19 protein-coding genes, 1 tRNA gene, 1 riboswitch and 1 other annotated feature are annotated in these 21767 nt (G+C 54.6%); of the genes, 17 read left to right on the top strand and 3 right to left on the bottom strand.

The window, feature by feature from the left end:
• Window positions 1-47: 47 nt before the first annotated feature.
• Entirely contained in the window at window positions 48-1148 is a 1101-nt protein-coding gene (gene trmA, locus GY169_RS22815; protein ID WP_167577182.1) for a tRNA (uridine(54)-C5)-methyltransferase TrmA, read from the bottom strand.
• Window positions 1149-1262: 114 nt separating this feature from the next.
• Window positions 1263-1450, top strand: a riboswitch (cobalamin riboswitch).
• Between the two features lie 65 nt (window positions 1451-1515).
• On the opposite strand from trmA, the gene btuB reads away from it, so the two are divergent.
• From btuB to GY169_RS22800, 3 genes are all read left to right on the top strand, one after another.
• Window positions 1516-3372 carry a TonB-dependent vitamin B12 receptor BtuB gene (gene btuB, locus GY169_RS22810; protein WP_167577181.1) on the top strand — a complete coding sequence of 619 codons (1857 nt, stop codon included), beginning with the start codon at window positions 1516-1518 and terminating at the stop codon, window positions 3370-3372.
• Entirely contained in the window at window positions 3317-4174 is an 858-nt protein-coding gene (gene murI, locus GY169_RS22805; RefSeq protein ID WP_064540286.1) for a glutamate racemase, read from the top strand. The genes btuB and murI overlap by 56 nt, the downstream gene beginning before the upstream one ends.
• A gap of 267 nt (window positions 4175-4441) precedes the next feature.
• Window positions 4442-4632: a sequence feature (23S ribosomal RNA rRNA prediction is too short), on the top strand.
• 118 nt (window positions 4633-4750) lie between these two features.
• Window positions 4751-4826 (top strand) — tRNA-Trp (locus GY169_RS22800).
• A 99-nt stretch (window positions 4827-4925) separates the two neighbouring features.
• On the opposite strand, the gene hdfR is transcribed toward GY169_RS22800, so the two are convergent.
• A complete protein-coding gene (gene hdfR, locus GY169_RS22795) occupies window positions 4926-5774 on the bottom strand; it encodes an HTH-type transcriptional regulator HdfR (RefSeq protein ID WP_411908131.1) in 849 nt (282 codons plus the stop codon).
• An 88-nt stretch (window positions 5775-5862) separates the two neighbouring features.
• On the opposite strand from hdfR, the gene GY169_RS22790 reads away from it, so the two are divergent.
• Window positions 5863-6201 (top strand): DUF413 domain-containing protein, encoded by a 339-nt coding sequence (locus tag GY169_RS22790; RefSeq protein ID WP_064549235.1) that lies wholly within the window; start codon window positions 5863-5865, stop codon window positions 6199-6201.
• A 25-nt stretch (window positions 6202-6226) separates the two neighbouring features.
• On the opposite strand, the gene GY169_RS22785 is transcribed toward GY169_RS22790, so the two are convergent.
• Entirely contained in the window at window positions 6227-7747 is a 1521-nt protein-coding gene (locus GY169_RS22785; RefSeq protein ID WP_167577180.1) for a YifB family Mg chelatase-like AAA ATPase, read from the bottom strand.
• Between the two features lie 355 nt (window positions 7748-8102).
• Between GY169_RS22785 and ilvL the strand changes: the two genes are divergently transcribed.
• From ilvL to GY169_RS22720, 13 genes are all read left to right on the top strand, one after another.
• A complete protein-coding gene (gene ilvL / locus GY169_RS22780) occupies window positions 8103-8201 on the top strand; it encodes an ilv operon leader peptide (protein ID WP_001311244.1) in 99 nt (32 codons plus the stop codon).
• A gap of 139 nt (window positions 8202-8340) precedes the next feature.
• Window positions 8341-9987 carry an acetolactate synthase 2 catalytic subunit gene (gene ilvG / locus GY169_RS22775; RefSeq protein ID WP_167577179.1) on the top strand — a complete coding sequence of 549 codons (1647 nt, stop codon included), beginning with the start codon at window positions 8341-8343 and terminating at the stop codon, window positions 9985-9987.
• On the top strand, window positions 9984-10250 hold the full coding sequence (ilvM, locus tag GY169_RS22770; protein ID WP_040118523.1) for an acetolactate synthase 2 small subunit: 267 nt from the start codon (window positions 9984-9986) through the stop codon (window positions 10248-10250). The genes ilvG and ilvM overlap by 4 nt, the downstream gene beginning before the upstream one ends.
• A 17-nt stretch (window positions 10251-10267) precedes the next feature.
• Window positions 10268-11197 (top strand): branched-chain amino acid transaminase, encoded by a 930-nt coding sequence (locus GY169_RS22765; protein WP_163448141.1) that lies wholly within the window; start codon window positions 10268-10270, stop codon window positions 11195-11197.
• A 63-nt stretch (window positions 11198-11260) separates the two neighbouring features.
• Window positions 11261-13111 (top strand): dihydroxy-acid dehydratase, encoded by a 1851-nt coding sequence (ilvD, locus tag GY169_RS22760; RefSeq protein ID WP_040118521.1) that lies wholly within the window; start codon window positions 11261-11263, stop codon window positions 13109-13111.
• A 5-nt stretch (window positions 13112-13116) separates the two neighbouring features.
• Window positions 13117-14661: a threonine ammonia-lyase, biosynthetic gene (gene ilvA / locus GY169_RS22755; protein WP_163448142.1), complete on the top strand. Its 1545-nt coding sequence runs from the start codon at window positions 13117-13119 to the stop codon at window positions 14659-14661.
• A gap of 251 nt (window positions 14662-14912) precedes the next feature.
• A complete protein-coding gene (locus tag GY169_RS22750; RefSeq protein ID WP_223226985.1) occupies window positions 14913-15422 on the top strand; it encodes a PTS sugar transporter subunit IIA in 510 nt (169 codons plus the stop codon).
• Window position 15423: 1 nt separating this feature from the next.
• Window positions 15424-15702, top strand: a complete 279-nt coding sequence (locus tag GY169_RS22745; protein WP_020323230.1) for a PTS sugar transporter subunit IIB — start codon at window positions 15424-15426, stop codon at window positions 15700-15702.
• Window positions 15703-15747: 45 nt separating this feature from the next.
• On the top strand, window positions 15748-17151 hold the full coding sequence (locus GY169_RS22740) for a PTS galactitol transporter subunit IIC (protein ID WP_020323222.1): 1404 nt from the start codon (window positions 15748-15750) through the stop codon (window positions 17149-17151).
• 68 nt (window positions 17152-17219) lie between these two features.
• Entirely contained in the window at window positions 17220-19283 is a 2064-nt protein-coding gene (locus GY169_RS22735; RefSeq protein ID WP_167577178.1) for a BglG family transcription antiterminator, read from the top strand.
• Window positions 19284-19385: 102 nt separating this feature from the next.
• Window positions 19386-20048, top strand: coding sequence for a class II aldolase/adducin family protein (locus tag GY169_RS22730; protein ID WP_009654927.1), 663 nt, complete (start codon window positions 19386-19388; stop codon window positions 20046-20048).
• Between the two features lie 45 nt (window positions 20049-20093).
• Complete coding sequence (locus GY169_RS22725; RefSeq protein WP_167577177.1) at window positions 20094-21107, top strand: dihydroxyacetone kinase subunit DhaK; 1014 nt, start codon at window positions 20094-20096, stop codon at window positions 21105-21107.
• Between the two features lie 9 nt (window positions 21108-21116).
• The gene (locus GY169_RS22720) at window positions 21117-21758 is read left to right on the top strand and encodes a DAK2 domain-containing protein (protein ID WP_009654926.1); all 642 of its coding nucleotides are present in this window, start codon (window positions 21117-21119) and stop codon (window positions 21756-21758) included.
• Window positions 21759-21767: the final 9 nt, after the last annotated feature.

Here is a 21767-nt window from a genome sequence, read left to right as displayed (position 1 = left end):
ATCGCCCAGGCCGGATGGCGCTACGCTTATCCGGCCTACCTTCAGTCTTACTTCTTCGTTAACAGCACGCCGCATTCCATATGATGGGTATATGGGAACTGGTCGAACAGCGCGAGGCGTGACACCTTGTGCGTCTGGCTCAACGTTTCCAGGTTCTGGCACAGTGTCTCCGGGTTACAGGAGATGTACAGAATGTTCGGATACGCCTGCACCATCTTCTCCGTTTCGCTATCCAGCCCGCTGCGCGGTGGGTCGACGAAAATCGTTTCGCATTGATAGCTTTTCAGATCAATGCCCTGCAAGCGGTTAAATTCCCGCACGCCGTTCATCGCCTGAGTGAACTCTTCCGCCGCCATGCGGATAATCTGCACGTTGTCGATCTGGTTGGCGGCAATGTTGTACTGCGCCGCCGCGACGGACGGCTTGGCGATTTCAGTGGCCAGCACCCGGTTGAAGTTACGCGCCAGCGCCAGCGAGAAATTGCCGTTGCCGCAGTACAGTTCCAGCAGGTCGCCCTGTGAATTGTTTGTGGCGTCCAGCGCCCACTCCAGCATCTGGATGTTCATGGCGGCGTTCGGCTGGGTGAAGCTGTTCTCGACCTGACGGTAGATCATCTCTTTGCCCGCTACCGGCAGGCGCTCATCGATATAATCTTGATCCAGCTCGATTTTGGTTTTCGTCGCGCGGCCAATCAGGTGCACATTCAGCCCCCGGGCACGTAGCGCATCGCGCAGCGCTTCGGCCTGCTCGCGCCATGCCTCATCGAGCTTTTTATGATACAGCAGTGAGACGACCGCCTGATTGCTCAGCGTGGTGAGGTAGTCAATCTGGAAAAGCTTATGACGCAGGACGTGGTTCTCGCGCACGCCGTCGAGCATCGCGGTCATCAGCGTGTTGATCAGTTCGCTGGCGGCCGGGAAGGCGTCGACGCGGATGCGGCTTTTGGTCTGCTGGTCGAACATGATGTGGTACAGGTCATCGCCGTCGTGCCAGATGCGAAATTCGGCGCGCATGCGGTAGTGGCTGACCGGCGAGCGGAACACCTCCGGCGCGGGTGCGCTAAACGGCGCCATCATCGTTTGCAGGCGAGTCACTTTCTCGGCGAGCTGTGCGTCGTACTGTTCGGTTGGGAGGTGTTCGGGGGTCATGATGCATCCTGAATAATAAAAGTACGCGGGGATTGTAGGGCCTGCTCAGGGGATGTCCAGTATCGATGCAGGTGAAAATCGTAAATAGCAGTCTGGACATCTATATGTAACTAAATGTAGCATTCGCGTACCGGTCCTGTGAGTTAAAAGGGAATCCAGTGTAAATCTGGGGCTGACGCGCAGCGGTAAGGATGGTGAGAGACGAGCGCACGAAGTGCAGACACTGCGGCTTGCCGTGGGAAGTCATCGTTTCTCTATATAGCCTCCAAGCCCGAAGACCTGCCGGATGACGTCGCATGAGGTTTTATCGTCGCGAGCAACTGATAAAGCCTGCGGCATCCTTTTTCTGTTTCGGATGCTTTGAAAAATGATTAAAAAAGCTTCGCTGATGACGGCGTTATCCGTCACGGCTTTTTCCGGCTGGGCGCAGGACAGCAATTCAGACACGTTAGTGGTCACCGCTAATCGCTTCCAACAACCTGTGAATACTGTACTGGCGCCGACCGATGTGGTCACGCGTGATGATATTCAGCGCTGGCAATCAAAAGACCTGAATGATGTGATGCGCCGACTTCCCGGCGTGGATATTTCGCAGACCGGCGGCATGGGTAACAGCAGCTCTCTTTATGTACGTGGTACTGAGGGGCGTCATGTTCTGGTGCTGATTGACGGCGTGCCGATGGCGCGTGCGGGCATTTCCAACGGTATTGATATCAGCCAAATCCCCGTTTCACTGGTGCAGCGCGTGGAATATATTCGCGGGCCGCGTTCAGCGGTTTATGGTTCCGGAGCCATCGGTGGTGTCGTCAATATCATTACTATGAGCGACAATGAACGCGCGCAGATTAACGCAGGCGTGGGGACCGATGGCTATCAAACCTACGACGGCGCGGTGAACAAACACTTTGGCGACACGGTAGTGACCGCGGCGGGCGCTTACCAGACGACGAATGGCTTCAACGTTCAGCCAAACTCCCCTTACAGCGGCGACAGCGATCGCGACGGTTATCGTAATAAACTGTTCCTCGGCGGCGTGCAGCATAAGTTCGACGATAATTTCTCCGGCTTTTTCCGTGGTTACGGCTATACCGCCAACAGCGACTACGATCAGGGCTCATACGGCTATGCGGGTGGCAATGACGAAAGTCAGAGCTACAACCAATCCTGGGACACCGGCCTGCGCTACAACTCCGGTATCTACTCCTCTCAACTGATCGCCAACTACCAGCGACTGAAGAATTACAACTACAGTAACGATCTCGGTCGCTATGCGGGTGACGCTACGCTGGATGATATGGAGCAGCGCTATATCCAGTGGGGTAATAACGTTGAAGTCGGGCACGGGGCGATTAGCGGCGGCGTGGACTGGAAGCAGGAGAAGCTGACGTCCAGCAGTACAACTCTCTCGGATACTTACAAACGTGATACCACCGGGCTGTACCTGACCGGGCAGCAGCAGATTGACGCGGTGACGCTGGAAGCGTCCGGACGTGAGGATCACGATGAGCAGTTCGGCTGGCACGGTACCTGGCAGACCGCCGCGGGCTGGGAGTTTGTCGATGGCTATCGCGCGACGCTCTCCTATGGCACGGGTTTCCTGGCGCCTTCGCTGGGCCAGCAGTTCGGTGCAACGCGCTTTGCTTCTTCTTATGGTCCCGGCATCGCCGCTAACCCAAACCTGAAACCGGAAGAGTCTAAGCAGTGGGAAACGGGTCTGGAGGGTTTAACCGGGCCGCTTGACTGGCGTCTCTCCGCCTACCATTACGAAATCCAGAACCTGATTGACTACAAGAACAATCAGTATATCAACGTGAAGTCGGCCACCATTAAAGGCGTGGAGTGGACGGGCAACATCACTACCGGCCCGGTGGATCATCACCTGACGCTGCAATATGTCGACCCGCGCGATGACCAGACGGATAAAGTACTCTACCGCCGCGCCAAGCAGCAGGTGAAGTATGAATTGACCGGGCAAGTCGCCGACCTTGGCTGGAACGTCATGTACCAGTACCTCGGGGAGCGTTACGACAACGACTATGACAATGGTCGCGATGTCAAAATGGGTGGGGTCAGCCTCTGGGATATCGGATTGTCGTATCCGGTCACCTCACACCTGACAGTTCGTGGTAAAATAGCCAACCTGTTCGATAAAGATTACGAGACAGTTTATGGCTACCAAACTGCAGGACGGGAATACACCGTGTCTGGCAGCTACACCTTCTGAACCACGTCCCACCGTGCTGGTCTTTGACTCTGGCGTCGGTGGGCTGTCGGTCTATGATGAGATCCGGCATCTTCTGCCGGATCTCCATTACATCTACGCTTTCGATAACGTCGCGTTTCCCTATGGGGAGAAGAGCGAGGAATTTATCGTCGAGCGGGTCCTGGAAATCGTGACTGCGGTACAGCAGCGCTATCCGTTAGCGCTGGCGGTGATTGCCTGTAACACGGCGAGCACGGTATCGCTGCCTGCGCTGCGCGAAAAATTCGCCTTCCCGGTTGTCGGCGTCGTACCCGCTATTAAACCGGCGGCACGGCTGTCGGCTAATCGCATTGTGGGGCTGCTGGCGACGCGGGGTACGGTGAAACGTCCTTATACTCACGAGCTGATCGCGCGCTTTGCGAATGAATGCCGCATTGAGATGCTAGGTTCCGCCGAGCTGGTGGAGCTGGCGGAAGCAAAACTGCACGGAGAACCGGTCTCGCTGGAAGAGCTACGTCGTATTCTGCGCCCATGGCTGCGGATGCCGGAGCCGCCGGACACCGTTGTGCTCGGTTGTACCCACTTCCCTCTATTACAAGAGGAGTTGCTGCAGGTGCTGCCGGAAGGAACGCGCCTGGTGGATTCCGGCGCGGCGATTGCACGGCGTACGGCCTGGTTGCTGGAACATGAAGCGCCGGATGCAAAATCGAGCGACGCGAATCTGGCTTATTGCATGGCCCTGACGGCAGAAACTGAACAACTTTTACCCGTTTTACAGCGTTATGGCTTTGAAACGCTCGAAAAACTACCTGTTTCAGCCTGATTTGTTCAAAAAAGAGGCGGTTGAAAAGTTTTTTTAAAACAGGGCTTGTCAACGTCTCAGAACTCCCTATAATGCGCCTCCACTGACACGGAACAACGGATTATAAGCCGCCGGGTCAGCGAGGTTCTCCTGAGAATCTCAACAGAGAAAAGCGAAATAAACGCTTGACTCTGAAGCGGGAAAGCGTAATATGCACATCCCGCGCCGCTGAGAAAAAGCGAAGCGGCACTGCTCTTTAACAATTTATCAGACAATCTGTGTGGGCACTCGAAGATACGGATTCTTAACGTCGCAAGACGAAAAAGCGTCGGTAAGGTGATATGAACCGTTATAACCGGCGATTTCCGAATGGGGAAACCCAGTGTGATTCGTCACACTATCGTTAACTGAATACATAGGTTAACGAAGCGAACCGGGGGAACTGAAACATCTAAGTACCCCGAGGAAAAAGCGGTAGTTCAGTCGGTTAGAATACCTGCCTGTCACGCAGGGGGTCGCGGGTTCGAGTCCCGTCCGTTCCGCCACTTATTCAATATTAAGCCTGCTAAATTAGCAGGCTTAATGATAAGAAAATTTAGGGGCGTAGCTCAGTTGGTAGAGCACCGGTCTCCAAAACCGGGTGTCGCGAGTTCGAGTCTCTCCGCCCCTGCCATCTATAATCCTTTGCTTCGGCGAAGGATTTTTTTTGTCCAAAATTTACCTTCCTGAAAGGCCCATCGCTGTTCTCCGGGCCATAAAATGATCGCTTTAATCAAAAAACGTTGTTTTTCAATATGTCGCGAATTTGTGCTTGTTTATCGCTATTTTGCAGCCAGATTGCGTATAAAGGCCGTAAAATCGCTGCGCCATCGGTTACCGGATATAACCCATCCTGCTCTTGTGCCCATGAAACAGGCAACCAGGTGCAACCTTTTAGCGGCACCAGTTGAAGGCGTGCCAGGCTAGCCGAACTGGTAGTCAGCAAAGGAATATCGTCAGCAGCGATAAGCCCCACTTCATGCTGATGGAAATCGGCCCCCCACTCCAGACGCAGATAGTTCAGATCGGCTTTGGTCGTTTCCGGGGAAGCACAATACAGCTCAAGCTCAAAATGGCCCAGTAGTTGGCTGCTGAATTCATCCATCTTGGGCGCTTCGGTAGTGAGTAAGAGATCGAGTTGGCGCTCGTGCAACTGCTTAACCAGCGACTGACGCTGGGCGATCCGCGCCTCAAACTGCAGAGAATTATCTGCCTGATAAAGCCGTGCCAGCCACTTATTGAGCATGCACTCCCACAGCGAAGCGCTCGCACCGATTGAAAACTCATTGTGTCGCGAGGTGTTCGCCACTTCTTTACGCGCAGCCTGCCACGTACTCATCAGCGTTTCGGCGTAGGGGAGAAGTTTTTCTCCCGCCGCGGTTAAACGGATGTTATTACGATGCCGGGTAAACAGGTTAACCCCAAGCTGATTTTCTAACTGACGGATTCGAAAGCTCACCGCAGATTGTGTCAGATAGAGCGCTTCTGCAGCTCGCCCGAAGTGGCGAGTTCTGCTCACTTCGAGGAAAGTTTTCAGCAATTCGGTATCCACAGCTTTCTCCGCAAATTTTTTTGTCGTAATGATTTAAATCTTTTGTTTTACACTCTGTCAAGCGTATCTAATACTCCGCGCCATAAATAGCTCGGCCAAAGAATTAGGAGCGTGTAGGATGGCGGAAAGCTTTACGACGACTAATCGTTTTTTCGATAATAAAAATTATCCGCGCGGGTTCTCTCGTCATGGTGATTTCACCATCAAAGAGGCGCAGCTGCTTGAGCGTTATGGCTTTGCCTTTAACGAACTCGATCTTGGCAAACGCGAGCCTGCGACCGAAGAAGAACAGCAGTTTGTTTCGGTATGCCGCGGTGAACGTGAGCCAGCGACGGATGCTGAACGCGTATGGACCAAGTATGTTACGCGCATTAAGCGTCCGAAGCGTTTCCACACCCTGTCTGGTGGTAAACCGCAGGTGGAAGGCGCTGAAGACTACACCGATAGCGACGATTAATAAAAAAGGGGCTTTGGCCCCTTTTTTATTGTAGTAAGGTTTGCAGATGGGCAAGCATCCTGTCGATACCGCGATAGCTGAGCGCTTCCTGCAAATGATGTTTTGCAATATCCTCAACTCCCTCCATATCTGCCAGCGTACGCGACACCTTTAGCAAGCGCTGCCAGGCGCGAATAGACAATCCCAAACGCGTTAACGTTTGTTCAAGCCATAACGCATCTGCCTCCCCCAGCGAACAATACTGCCGGATGTCGCTACTGCCTAAATGCGCATTAAGCTTTCCCTGGCGTTCATACTGGCGCTGCTGCGCCACGATAACCCGTTGCTGTACCGTCTGGCTGTTTTCTCCCGTATGCACAGACTGGCTCAGCAGACCAGGCGGCGGCAGCGGTATCTCCAGCGACAGATCAAAGCGGTCGAGAAACGGCCCAGAAAGCCGATTGAGGTAACGCAACGTCTGCTCTGGTGTACAGCGGTTATGCTGCCCCTCGTAGTGCCCGGTCGGACTCGGATTCATGGCAGCAATGAGCTGAAACCGCGCGGGGTAGGTAATTTTTGCTCGTGTACGTGAAATATGAATCTTACCGGACTCGATTGGCTCTCGCAGTGCATCCAGAACCCGACGTTCAAATTCCGGTAGCTCATCGAGAAACAGGATGCCGTTATGGGCGAGAGAGATCTCGCCTGGCGCAGGAATTGACCCTCCGCCGACCATTGCTGTCAGAGAAGCACTATGATGAGGCGCGCGAAAAGGACGGCGACGCCATTCATTTTGCACGCGATAGGTATTCTCCAGACTAATGATGGCCGCGCTTTCCAGTGCTTCACGATCGCTGAGCGGTGGAAGCAATCCGCGCATTCGGGTGGCGAGCATGGTTTTTCCCGTACCTGGCGGCCCAATAAGCAACAGATTATGGCCACCGGATGCCGTTATCTCTAAAGCACGTTTACCCTGTTGCTGACCCATCACTTCGCTTAAATCTTCACACGCGACAGCTATCGGCAGGCTCTCCGGCGGTGGCAGACGTAAATCCTGCTTTCCTTCCAGAAATGCGCAGACTTCAAGAAGATGACTGGCAATGAGACAGTCGCTACCGCCCAGTAGCCCCACGAGCGGCGCGTCATCATCGGACAGTATAATCTGGCGACCGGCGTGGGTTGCTTCCATTGCGGCCGATAGCGCCCCAGGAATACCGCGTAGCGCGCCCGTGAGCGCTAATTCGCCTACAAACTCATACTGCCCCAGTTTTTGGCTATTAAGCTGCTCAGAAGCCGCCAGGAGCGCAATAGCGATAGGTAAATCATATCGCCCGCCTTCCTTGGGGAGGTCGGCGGGCGCCAGGTTGATGGTTATCTTCTTTGCCGGAAAGGTATATCCGCTGTTGATGATGGCGCTACGCACCCGGTCACGGGCCTCTTTGACGGTGGTTTCCGGTAACCCCACCATGACCAAGCCGGGCAACCCCTGGCTGATATGCACTTCGATAGTAATGAGCGGGGCGCTGATCCCCAGCGCGGCGCGCGTATAGACGACGGATAGCGACATAGTTCCCTCCCTGAATGGCTGCATTATGTGTCATCCTGCCGTAGCATTAATCCGATGATTGCCGTATTTACGTGGCACATTCCTGTATTTTCGCTGATTTTCAGCGTATTTCATTTTTTCCGGAAGCGCGCTCGAATAACGCAACCTACACCGTACATGAAGTCTTCCGCCGGGTCGTGGTCAGAGTCAAAAGGTGAAATTTTTTCATTTCATAAATTCTCTATATAAAACAAATCGTTTTAATCAGATCGTTAGCATGGTAATCATCTGTGTCATAAAAAAAACTTGTGCTTTTTGTGATGTCTGTGGTAACTCTGTAGGTATTCCTTCGAACAAGATGCAAGAACAGACGAAAATGACAGCCCTTCTACGAGTGATTAGCCTGGTCGTGATTAGCGTGGTGGTGATTATTATCCCACCGTGCGGGGCTGCACTTGGACGAGGAAAGGCATAGAAATCAAGCCTTAACGAACTAAGACCCCCGCACCGAAAGGTCCGGGGGTTTTTTTATGACCTAAAAACAATAACGGGAGGCAGATGATGACACGCAGCATAAAATTCTGTTTCTCACGATCTACGGCGGGGAACTAACTATGAATGGCGCACAGTGGGTGGTACATGCGTTGCGAGCGCAGGGTGTTGAAACGGTATTCGGTTATCCAGGTGGAGCCATTATGCCGGTTTATGACGCGCTGTATGACGGCGGCGTAGAACATCTGCTGTGTCGACACGAGCAGGGCGCGGCGATGGCGGCCATTGGCTATGCCCGTTCTACGGGTAAAACCGGTGTCTGCATCGCCACTTCGGGCCCAGGGGCAACTAACCTGATCACCGGCCTGGCGGACGCGCTGCTCGACTCGGTTCCCGTGGTTGCCATCACTGGTCAGGTTGCCGCACCGTTAATCGGTACCGATGCTTTCCAGGAAGTGGACGTCCTTGGTTTGTCACTGGCCTGCACCAAACACAGTTTCCTGGTGCAATCCCTGGAAGAGTTGCCGCGCGTGATGGCAGAAGCGTTCCAGGTGGCAAACTCAGGCCGTCCAGGCCCGGTCCTGGTGGATATTCCTAAGGATGTGCAGATCGCGCAAGGCGAACTGGACCCGTTCTTCTCCACCGTCGAAAGTGACGATGTTTTCCCGCACGCCGAAATGGCGCAGGCTCAGCAGATGCTGGCGCAGGCGCACAAACCGATGCTGTACGTTGGTGGTGGTGTTGGGATGGCGCAAGCGGTTCCGGCGCTGCGTGAATTTATGTCTGTGACGCAAATGCCCGCGACTTGCACCCTGAAAGGTCTGGGCGCGGTACCGGCAGACTATCCGTTCTACCTCGGTATGCTGGGGATGCATGGTACCAAAGCCGCTAACCTGGCGGTACAGGAATGTGACCTGCTGATCGCCGTCGGCGCACGCTTTGACGACCGTGTGACCGGTAAGCTGAATACCTTCGCGCCGCATGCGAAAGTTATCCATATGGATATCGACCCGGCGGAAATGAATAAGCTGCGCCAGACGCACGTTGCGTTGCAGGGTGACCTGAATGCGCTGCTGCCCGTGTTGCAGCAGCCGCTGGCCATCGACGCCTGGCGTCAGCACAACGCCGGGATGCGCGCCGAGCACGCCTGGCGCTATGATCATCCTGGTGACGCTATCTATGCGCCTCTGCTGCTCAAGCAGCTCTCCGATCGTAAACCGGCGGAATGCGTTGTCACGACCGACGTGGGCCAGCACCAGATGTGGTCCGCTCAGCACATGACCTACACCCGTCCGGAGAACTTCATCACCTCGAGCGGCTTAGGCACCATGGGCTTCGGCCTGCCAGCCGCCGTGGGCGCCCAGGTCGCGCGCCCGAACGATACGGTTATCTGTATCTCCGGTGACGGCTCTTTCATGATGAATGTGCAAGAGCTGGGCACCGTGAAGCGTAAGCAGTTACCGCTGAAGATCGTGTTACTCGACAACCAGCGGTTAGGGATGGTTCGACAATGGCAGCAGCTGTTCTTCCAGGAACGTTATAGCGAAACCACCCTCACCGATAACCCCGATTTCCTCATGCTGGCCAGCGCCTTTGGCATCCCTGGTCAGCACATCACCCGTAAAGACCAGGTTGAAGCGGCACTCGACACCATGCTGGCAAGCGAAGGCCCGTACCTGCTTCATGTCTCAATTGACGAACTTGAGAATGTCTGGCCCCTGGTGCCGCCTGGTGCCAGTAACTCACAAATGCTGGAGAAATTATCATGATGCAACATCAGGTCAACGTGCAGGCCCGCTTCAACCCGGAAACCTTAGAACGCGTCTTACGCGTGGTGCGTCATCGCGGCTTTCAGATTTGCTCGATGAATATGGAAACCGCCAGCGACGCGCAGAATATAAATATCGAATTGACCGTTGCCAGCCCACGGTCGGTCGACTTACTGTTTAGCCAATTAAATAAACTGGTGGACGTGGCCTCGGTTGCCGTTCAGCAGTGTACAAGCACATCACAACAACAAATTCGCGCCTGAGCGCAATAGGAAGAGAAATGACGACGAAAAAAGCGGATTACATCTGGTTCAACGGTGAGATGGTACGTTGGGAAGAGGCAAAGGTGCACGTCATGTCCCATGCCCTGCACTACGGCACCTCCGTCTTCGAAGGCATCCGTTGCTACGACTCTCACAAAGGCCCGGTCGTTTTCCGTCACCGCGAGCACATGCAGCGCCTGCGTGACTCCGCCAAAATCTATCGTTTCCCGGTCTCTCAGAGCGTTGATGAACTGATGGAAGCCTGCCGCGCCGTGCTGCGCAAAAATAACCTGACCAGCGCCTACATTCGCCCGCTGGTTTTTGTTGGTGATGTTGGTATGGGCGTAAACCCGCCGGACGGTTACAGCACCGACGTGATCATCGCGGCGTTCCCGTGGGGGGCTTATCTGGGCGCGGAAGCGCTGGATCAGGGGATCGATGCGATGGTTTCTTCCTGGAACCGCGCCGCGCCGAACACCATTCCAACCGCCGCGAAAGCGGGCGGTAACTACCTCTCCTCACTGCTGGTCGGCAGCGAAGCGCGCCGTCACGGCTATCAGGAAGGGATTGCGCTGGACGTCAACGGCTACATCTCCGAAGGCGCGGGTGAAAACCTGTTTGAAGTGAAAGATGGCGTGCTGTTCACTCCGCCGTTTACCTCTTCCGCGCTGCCGGGCATTACCCGTGACGCGATCATCAAGCTGGCGAAAGACCTCGGTCTGGAAGTCCGTGAGCAGGTACTCTCTCGCGAATCCCTGTACCTGGCGGACGAAGTGTTCATGTCCGGTACCGCGGCAGAAATTACCCCGGTACGCAGCGTCGACGGTATCCAGGTGGGTGAAGGCCGCTGCGGCCCGGTCACCAAACGTATTCAGCAAGCATTCTTTGGCCTCTTCACCGGCGAAACCGAAGATAAATGGGGCTGGTTGGATCAGGTTAATCAATAAGATAAATAATGGGGCGGCACGCACCGCCCCATTAACGAGACAGAGACTGGGAGTAACTAAAGCATGCCTAAATATCGTTCCGCCACCACTACCCACGGCCGCAATATGGCGGGCGCCCGCGCACTGTGGCGCGCCACCGGGATGACCGACGCCGACTTCGGTAAGCCGATTATCGCTGTCGTGAACTCGTTTACCCAGTTCGTGCCGGGTCACGTGCACCTGCGCGATCTCGGTAAACTGGTTGCCGAGCAGATTGAAGCCGCTGGCGGCGTGGCCAAAGAGTTCAACACCATTGCGGTGGATGACGGTATCGCCATGGGCCACGGGGGCATGCTTTATTCACTGCCGTCCCGCGAGCTGATCGCTGACTCCGTTGAGTACATGGTCAACGCCCACTGTGCCGACGCGATGGTCTGCATCTCGAACTGTGACAAAATCACCCCAGGGATGTTAATGGCCTCTTTGCGCCTGAACATTCCGGTGATCTTCGTTTCTGGCGGCCCGATGGAAGCCGGGAAAACGAAACTCTCTGACAAAATCATCAAGCTCGACCTGGTCGATGCGATGATTCAGGGCGCGGACCCGAAAGTTTCCGACTCGCAGAGCGAGCAGGTTGAACGCTCCGCCTGCCCAACCTGCGGATCGTGTTCCGGTATGTTCACCGCTAACTCGATGAACTGTCTGACCGAAGCGCTGGGCCTGTCGCAGCCGGGTAACGGTTCGCTGTTGGCAACCCACGCTGACCGCAAAGAACTGTTCCTTACCGCAGGCCAGCGTATTGTTGAGCTGACCAAACGCTACTACGAGCAGGACGATGCTTCCGCGCTGCCGCGCAACATTGCCAGTAAAGCGGCGTTTGAGAACGCCATGACGCTGGATATCGCCATGGGCGGTTCCACCAACACCGTACTGCACCTGCTGGCGGCGGCGCAGGAAGCGGAAATCGACTTCACCATGAGTGATATCGACAAGCTGTCCCGTAAAGTGCCGCAGCTGTGTAAAGTGGCGCCAAGTACCCAGAAATACCATATGGAAGACGTGCACCGTGCGGGCGGCGTGCTGGGCATTCTCGGCGAGCTGGACCGTGCCGGCCTGCTGAACCGCGAAGTCAAAAACGTGCTCGGCCTGACCCTGCCGCAGACGTTGGAGCAGTACGACATCACCGTAACCCAGGACGAAGCGGTCAAAAAAATGTTCCGCGCCGGCCCGGCGGGTATTCGTACCACCCAGGCGTTCTCGCAGGACTGCCGTTGGGATACCCTGGATGACGATCGCGCCGAAGGCTGCATCCGCTCGCTGGAGCACGCCTACAGCAAAGATGGCGGTCTGGCCGTGCTGTACGGCAACTTCGCGGAAAACGGCTGCATCGTGAAAACCGCGGGCGTGGATGACAGTATCCTCAAATTCACCGGCCCGGCAAAAGTCTACGAAAGCCAGGACGAGGCGGTTGAAGCTATCCTCGGCGGTAAAGTGGTCGAAGGCGACGTGGTGGTCATTCGCTACGAAGGGCCGAAAGGCGGGCCGGGCATGCAGGAAATGCTCTACCCAACCACCTTCCTGAAATCGATGGGGCTTGGCAAAGCCTGTGCGCTGATCACCGATGGTCGTTTCTCCGGCGGTACCTCCGGTCTCTCTATCGGCCACGTTTCTCCGGAAGCGGCCAGCGGCGGTAATATCGCGATCATCGAAGATGGCGACATGATTGCTATCGACATTCCGAACCGTGGCATTCAGCTGCAACTGAGCGAAGCGGAAATCGCCGCTCGTCGTGAAGCGCAGGAAGCTCGCGGCGACCAGGCGTGGACGCCGAAAAATCGTGAACGTCAGGTCTCCTTTGCCCTTCGCGCCTATGCCAGCCTGGCAACCAGCGCCGACAAAGGTGCGGTGCGCGATAAATCGAAACTGGGGGGTTAATCACCATGGCGGAATCACAGCCCCTATCCGGCACCCCTGAGGGTGCCGAGTATCTCAGAGCGGTGCTGCGCGCACCGGTCTACGAAGCGGTACAGGTAACGCCGCTGCAAAAAATGGACAAGCTTTCTTCGCGCCTCGACAACGTCATTCTGGTCAAGCGCGAAGACCGTCAGCCAGTGCACAGCTTTAAGCTGCGTGGTGCGTACGCGATGATGGCAGGTTTAACGCCTGAACAGAAAGCGCGTGGGGTCATCACCGCTTCTGCGGGCAACCATGCTCAGGGCGTGGCGTTCTCCTCTGCGCGTCTGGGTCTGAAGTCGCTGATTGTCATGCCGGTGGCGACTGCCGATATCAAAGTTGATGCTGTTCGCGGCTTTGGCGGCGAAGTGCTGTTGCACGGCGCTAACTTTGATGAAGCCAAAGCCAAAGCGATTGAACTGGCGCAGCAGCAGGGCTTTACCTGGGTTCCGCCTTTCGATCACCCGATGGTGATCGCCGGACAAGGTACGCTGGCCCTGGAGTTGCTCCAGCAGGACGCGCACCTCGACCGCGTGTTTGTGCCGGTGGGCGGTGGCGGTCTGGCGGCGGGCGTGGCGGTGCTGATCAAACAGCTGATGCCGCAGATCAAAGTGATTGCCGTCGAAGCCGAAGACTCCGCCTGCCTGAAGGCGGCGCTGGATGCCGGTCATCCGGTGGATCTGCCGCGCGTGGGTCTCTTTGCTGAAGGCGTGGCGGTAAAACGTATCGGTGACGAAACCTTCCGTCTGTGCCAGGAATATCTCGACGACATTATTACCGTCGATAGCGATGCGATCTGCGCGGCAATGAAAGACCTGTTTGAAGACGTACGCGCGGTGGCGGAACCTTCCGGGGCGCTGGCGCTGGCGGGGATGAAAAAATACATCGCTCAGCACAATATTCGCGGTGAACGTCTGGCGCATATTCTCTCTGGCGCCAACGTCAATTTCCACGGCCTGCGCTACGTTTCTGAACGCTGCGAGCTAGGGGAACAGCGTGAAGCGTTGCTGGCGGTGACGATCCCGGAAGAGAAGGGCAGCTTCCTGAAGTTTTGCCAACTGCTGGGCGGGCGTTCGGTCACCGAGTTTAACTACCGCTTCGCCGATGCGAAAAACGCCTGCATTTTTGTTGGCGTGCGTCTGAGCCGCGGCTTCGAAGAGCGTAAGGAAATCCTTAATCTGCTCAACGATGGCGGCTATAGCGTTGTTGACCTCTCCGACGACGAAATGGCTAAGCTGCACGTGCGCTATATGGTCGGTGGTCGTCCGTCGAAGCCGTTGCAGGAACGTTTGTTCAGCTTCGAGTTCCCGGAATCGCCGGGTGCGCTGCTGAAGTTCCTCTACACCCTGGGCACGCACTGGAATATTTCCCTGTTCCATTACCGTAGCCACGGCACCGACTATGGCCGTGTACTGGCGGCGTTTGAGCTGGGCGATAACGAACCGGACTTCGAAACCCGGCTCAACGAACTGGGCTATGAGTGCCACGACGAGACCAATAACCCGGCGTTTCGTTTCTTCCTGGCAGGCTAAGCACCGTTTCTCGGGGGATAACCATCGCGGTTATCCCTCGTTATTTCATTTTCCCGTCTCTGTTTCCCTCTATTTTTCCCGTTAGCCTGTTCTTACTATAAAAATGTGATGCAATTCATAATAAAACGCTCACCGCGTTGCGCCAGGTTCTGGTCATCTTTTGGGGGCAATACTTCTCGCTCGACCGTAACTCCTGAATTAACATTGTCGGTAGTTAATTCTTAGCGGTTAGAGAGGATATTCGGATGAGAATGGATATAGTTGATACCCCGAATGAAAATGCGCAAGGAAGTAAATATTTAACGCCTCAGCTTACGTTCCTCGATAAGCATTATAATAATTCCACGGACTTTTTTTCTTCGATATTTTTACTGCTGAAAGAGAAAGGCTACGTTCGGGATTCTTTCCTCGATGCCATTCTTGCCAGAGAAAAAGCCTATCCAACCGGGTTACCCACGCTGCCGGTGGCTATCGCGCTGCCGCATACTGATCCCCAACACGTCATCCGCCCCTTTATCTCCGTTACGCGACTGTCACAACCTCTCGCCTGGCAGGAAATGGGGAATGACGACAATACGCTCTACGTTCAATTTATTGTTCTCCTTGGTTTTATTGACCACAGCAGCCACCTGACAGCGCTGCAAAACCTGATGGACTGCCTTGCTGATGAACAGGTCGTCCAGACCCTACGCGAGATAGACGATGTAGATACCTTTCTCTGTACCCTCACATCAAGACTGCAATTGGATAAGGATTTATAAAATGAAAAAAGTCATTGTTGCCTGTGGAAGCGGCGTTGCGACCTCACAAACAGTTGCCAGTAAAGTGACTCGCTTATTGAATGAACGTAACCAGTCGCACATTAAAGTTGAAGTAATCGACCTTAAATCTCTCGATAGCCATATTAAGGATAGTGCTGCGTATATCGCAATTACTAAAGTTGATAAGCAATATCCTATCCCCGTGATTAACGGTATCGCATTTCTGACCGGTATGGGTATGGAACAGGAATTACAAAAGGTCATTGATGCCTGTAAATAAGGCGTAGCTCTTTAATCCTTATAATTATTTTAGTGGAGAAGTGCTATGGACTTTCTTGGTGTAGTCATAAATTATATTCTGAATTTAGGCGCGCCGGTTTTTGTGCCTTTTATTATGTTATTAGCCGGGCTGGTGGTGCGGATGAAATTCCGCGATGCGGCTTCGGCGGCCATCACGCTAGGCGTCGCCTTCGTTGGGATGAGCATGCTGATTGGTTTTATGGTTGATGCTATCGGTGTCGCCGCGCAGACCATGATGAACCGCACCGGCCTTGAACTGAGTATCGTCGACGGCGGTTGGACGACGATGGCGAATATCTCCTGGGCCTGGCCTTATGCATTCGCCATGTTCCCGCTTCAGGTTGGCGTAAACATTGTGATGTTGATGCTAAACAAGACCAATACCTTCAACGCCGACCTCTGGAACGTATGGGGGAAAATCTTTACCGCGTTTATCGTAGTGAGCGTCACCACCCCATTGTTTGGCCCGGTCTGGAGCCTGGTGCTGGCGTTCCTGATTGCGGCTTTGCAGATTATCGTTGAGCTGAACGCTGGCGACATTCACCAGCATCGCATTGAGAAACTGACCGGCATCCCCGGCGTCACCTGTACCCACCGCATGGTGTTCTTTGGCGCAATTTATTACCCGTTCGATCTGCTGCTGCGCAAAATTCCGGTGTGCAATAAGCCGATGGATGCCACCGCGCTGCGCGCCAAAGTTGGCGTTTTTGCGGAAAACCATATCATCGGTTTTATTCTCGGGATCCTGTTCGGCATTATCGCGGGCTACAGTGTGGCGAAAACGCTGATGCTGGGCGTTCAGGCCGCAACGGCGCTGGTGCTGTTCCCGATGATTTCCAAACTCTTTATGCAGGCGCTGTCGCCTATTTCGGAAGCCATCAGCGACTACATGAACAAGAAATTCTCCGGGCGTAAGCTGTTCGTCGGCATCGATTGGCCATTTATGGGCGGCGCCAGCGAAATCTGGTTTGCCATCATCGTTGCGATTCCGTTCACGCTCATCTGGGCGCTGATTCTGCCGGGCAATAAGATTTTACCCTTCGCCGGTATTATTAATATTTCCCTGATTGTTCCTGCCTACCTGGTGACGCGTGGCAACACCCTGCGCATGGTGATCCTTAGCATTATCGGGGTGCCGTTCTTCCTGTTCGTGGGTACGCAGTTTGCGCCAATGATTACCGAACTGGGCCAGGCGACGAAGGCAATTACCATTCCCGCCGGCCAGCTGATTTCCAATAGCTCCATTGATGCCCCGGTCTTTACCTATGCCTTCTCCTTCCTGTTCAAATTCCTGGAAGGCAACTTTATCCCGCTGGTGTTTGCGCTGTGGTGGGGCTGCGGCTACTTCTTCTACTCCCGCGAACTGCGTCGTGAAAGCAATCTGGCGCAGCTGGAAGCCGAGCAGCAGGAGAAAGCTCAGCAGGCTTAATTCTGGGTTTCATGTTCATGTCTGGCGGCAGGCGCCGCCGCCAGACTTTTGATTGCAGGAGAGTCGACATGGCTATGGATAAACGTGTGGTTGCAGTGCTGGATGCCATTGTGAACGATCCCGGCATCACGGGGACGAAGCTTGAGGAGCAGTTTTGCCTGACGCGCAAACAGCTGAGCTATACGCTGAAAAAGGTGAATGATTATCTGGAATCGAACCACTTCGACCGGATCAACCGCCTGAAAACCGGGAAACTGCATATCCCGCGCCATGTGATTGAGCATTTTCGTCAGAATCAGACCGCTGAAACCGAGCATCGCTATCTCTACTCGGAAGATGAACGCGGACAGATGATTATCTTTATGCTGTTGACCCGCAGCGAGCGGCTTTCATTGCTGCATCTCTCCTCTTCGCTGGGCGTCAGCCAGAATACGATTATCAACGACCTGAAAAAGGTGCGCACCGAGGTTATCGAGCACGGGCTGGAGATAAGCTATGACAGGGGGAATGGCTATCATATTCTGGGTGAGGAGCTGGAAAAACGCTACCTGTTGCTAAACTGCCTGCGCCGGGTGCTGGAAATCCCGGTCGCCAAAAACATTATTGCTCAATACAACAATGTGATGAGCGACTATCTGGAAAAGGTGGGCAATGTTTTCAGCGAAATTGAAAAACGTTTTAAAATTCAGTTTACCGACCGCCAGCTTCAGGAGCTTATTTATTTTATCTGCTTTGTCCTGCACCGTATTGATTCAGGGAAAAGTCTGGTCAATATCCCGAGCAGCTACGCTGACATTATTGGCAGCAGAGAATTTACATTGATGCAGAGCGTTATCAGTAAAATCAATATCAGTAGCGAAAATGAACTGGTTTTCCTGACGGCACTGATCCAAAGTTCAAATATTCAAAGCATTGCCGATAAATATTTCCACCTTGATACGCTTCTGCTCGAAAGCGTGGTCGCGGTGGTCGATAACTTCGAAAAAATAAGCTGCGTCACCATCAAAGAAAAAAATGAGCTGATTGAAAAGATCTATCAACACTGGAAACCGGCCTATTACCGTATTCGCTACCATCTGACCAACACCAGCAGCGTTTACGATCTGGTGGTGAAAGAGTTCAGCCACCTGCACGAGATGGTTCGCCGGGCGGCGGTGCCGTTCGAAACGGTATTGCACTGTGAAATTCCCGATGAAGAGATGGCATTTTTGACGGTGCTTTTTGGCGGCTGGCTGACTCGCGAAGGGGTTATCCATCAGATTAAGCTGCAGAAAACGGCGGTGGTCGTGTGTGAGAATAGCGCCACGATTTCGACTTATCTGTTTCTGACGCTGCAGGTGCTATTCCCGGAACTGCACTTTACCGAGGTGATGTCGCGCCGCGAGTTTGAGCGCTATACCGGGCACTACGATGTGGTCTTCTCGACCACACACCTGAATACCAGCAAGATGGTGTTTGTGGTGAATCCGTCCATCAGCAGCATCCATAAGAGCGCATTCCGCAATCATGTTATCAGCGCGCTACAGGGCGTGGACCCGAACATTATTCAGATAGAGCAACTGCTGCTTATCTTCGAACGCTTCGGCAACATTATCGATCACAAAGGATTGCAGCGCGCGCTGGCCAGCTATATCTACGATGAAAAAAGCGCCGCGAGCGCGGTGGGCAACATTGAACCGCAAGCGCCGTCGCTGACCGACTTGCTGCGGCGCGAACACGTTCAGTTTGTCACTTCGTGTCCCGGCGACTGGCAGCAGGCCATTACTCAGGCCGCTGCGTCACTGTTGGAAAGCGGCGTGATTGAACCCCGCTATCTGCAAATTATGCTGAATAAAATCGCTGACGAGCAGCCCTATATCATGCTGGCCGATGGCGTGATTATCGCCCACGCAGGCGTCGATGATGGCGCACTGGATACGGGGATGGCGTTATTACGCCTGCCTTCTAAGATTGATTTCGCGGGTTATATGCAGGCCGATATTATTATCGTCCTGGCAACTAATAATCCACAGAAACATCTCAAGGCGCTCGCGCAATTAAATGAATTTCTCGAGTTTTATGATGGCGGTAATGTTATTCGCCGCGCCCAGGATGAATATGCATTGATAAAAGAATTCGTCCATCACCTGTAATAAGTCATTAAACGCCGTTGCAGCTAAAAACTGCAACGTTATTTCCCGGCAACCATTGTCGCGACATCGCTCGCCCCTATAACCGTATACAGGATAAATATTATGTTAGAAATTCAGAAAAAACACGTTGTCGAAATGGCCAGAACCGCTCAGCAATGGGGACTGTGTAAACATAAAGCGGGTAATTCCAGCGTACGAGATAAAGAGACGGGACTTATTCTGGTAACCCCCACGACCATCGACAAAATGCATTTAACGCCGCGCGATATCGTGGTAATGGACGTTGAAGCCAATGTGATTGAAAGCGAAGCGGGTTTGCGTCCGACCAGCGAATGTCTGATGCATATCGAGATTTATAAGGCGCGCCCGGATGTGTTTGCGATTTCCCACACCCACTCGCTCTACGCGACGTCGTTTGCCGTACTGAATAAACCGATCCCGGCGGTGGTGTACGAATGCGCGATCCTCAATCTGAAAGATGGCGTCATTCCGGTTGCGCCCTATGGCCGCCCCGGCACACCTGCGTTGTCGAACAGCGTTATCGAACCTATCAAACGCGCTGATGCCATTCTGATGGAAAAGCACGGAGCTATCGGCGTAGACAAGGACCCGTATGAAGCGGTGCTGAAGTCTGCCTATCTTGAGGAGATGGCGCAGATTTACTACCACGCGCTGGTGATTAACGGCGGTAAGGAGCCTGAATCCTTCGCCCCGGAAGAGCTGCAACGCTGGGCCTATCCGTCGCAGATTAAATTTTCCCGCTAACTGAGCGCCCGCCCGTTCAGGGCGGAATATTCATGGAGAGAGCGCATGAAAAAATTTCTGAATCAGGCGGAGAACTTTATCCCGGAGATGCTGGAAGGTATCTATCTGGCGCATCCCGATAAATTCCGCTGTGTTAATGAGGATCTTCACTGTCTTGCCACGGCGCGTCCGGTGCCTGGCAAGGTAGGGATCGTCACCGGTGGCGGTTCCGGGCATCTGCCGCTATTCCTCGGCTACGTCGGTCAGGGCATGCTGGACGGCTGCGCCATTGGCGATGTGTTTCAGTCACCCTCGCCGGAGCAGATTCTCGCCGTCACGCAGGCGGTCGATAGCGGCGCGGGCGTGCTGTACCTGTACGGTAACTATAACGGCGATATTTTCAATTTTGATATGGCGGCGGAAATGGCCGACATGGAGAGTGATATCCGAACCGCGACGGTAGTGGCGGCTGATGATTCGGCAGGTGCGGTGCCGGACGGTACAGAAGCCACTACCCGTCGTGGGGTCGCGGGGATCTTCTTCGTCTACAAATGCGCCGGGGCATCCGCGGCCAGAATGGATGACCTTGAAACCGTCCAGCGCATTGCGCAGAAAGCAGGAGACCGCGTGCGCACGCTTGGCGTCGCGCTGTCGCCGTGTATCGTGCCGCGAATCGGTAAACCGGGTTTCCATATTGGCGACAACGAAATGGAGATTGGCATGGGGATTCACGGCGAAAGCGGTATTCGCCGGGGTCCGCAGCTCAGCGCCGAACAGATTGCCGAAGAGATGATGTCCTGGCTGCTGGCGGACTCACCTTGCCAGCAGGGCGATGAAGTTGCCGTGTTGATCAATGGGCTTGGCGCCACGCCGCTGGAAGAGTTGTACCTGATGTATCGCCATGTACATCAGATTCTGGCCGAGAGCCAGATGCGCGTTTTCCGCGTCTGGATTGGCGAATTTGCGACGGCAATGGAGATGATCGGTATGTCCATTAGCCTGATGCCGGTGGATGAAGAGCTGAAAACGCTGCTCAACGCCGGGGCCGATACCCCGATGTTCCGCCAGTTTCCGGCTTAAGGAGGGGGGATGACGCTAGATACGCAGAGTCTGCGACCGCTTTTTACCGAGTGGGCGCGCATCATGGAGGCCAACAAATCGGTCCTGACCGAGCTGGATAGCGTGGTTGGCGACGGGGATCTGGGGCTGACGATGAGCGACGGTTTCGCGGCGGCGGCGCGCTACGCGCAGCAGAGCGAAGAACGTGACCTGGGGCGATTCTTCTACATGGCGGGCAAGGCGATGGCCTCGGCGGTGCCGTCGACCATGGGGACGCTGATGGCTTCCGGGCTGATGCAGGCGGGTAAGGCGTTTAAAGGCCGGGAAACGCTGGGGCTAACGGAAGCCGGCGTGTTGTTCCAGGCCTGGTATGACGGCGTGCAGCAGCGCGGGAAAGCGCAGCCGGGCGAAAAAACCTTCCTCGATGGCATGGCCCCCGTGCTGGCGGCGCTGCTTGCCGGAGAGGAACCGCTGACCGCGGCGAGGAATGCGCTACTGCAAGCACAACAGGGCGTGCAGCAGACAACCACCATGGTGGCGAAGCACGGGCGTGCAGCTATTCATGGCGAGCGCTCGCGCACGTTTGTCGATCCTGGCGCCATGGTCGCGCAACTGTTGATCCAGGGCTATTTTAACTTCGTGCAGGCTATTTGCCCGAGCGACGGGCGGTAAGTAAGGAAC

Source organism: Kluyvera genomosp. 3, assembly GCF_011765685.1.
GTDB classification, from domain to species: domain Bacteria; phylum Pseudomonadota; class Gammaproteobacteria; order Enterobacterales; family Enterobacteriaceae; genus Kluyvera; species Kluyvera georgiana_A.
The sequence above is the reverse complement of the archived record's forward strand: the minus strand, read 5'-3'. Positions and strand labels throughout refer to the sequence as shown.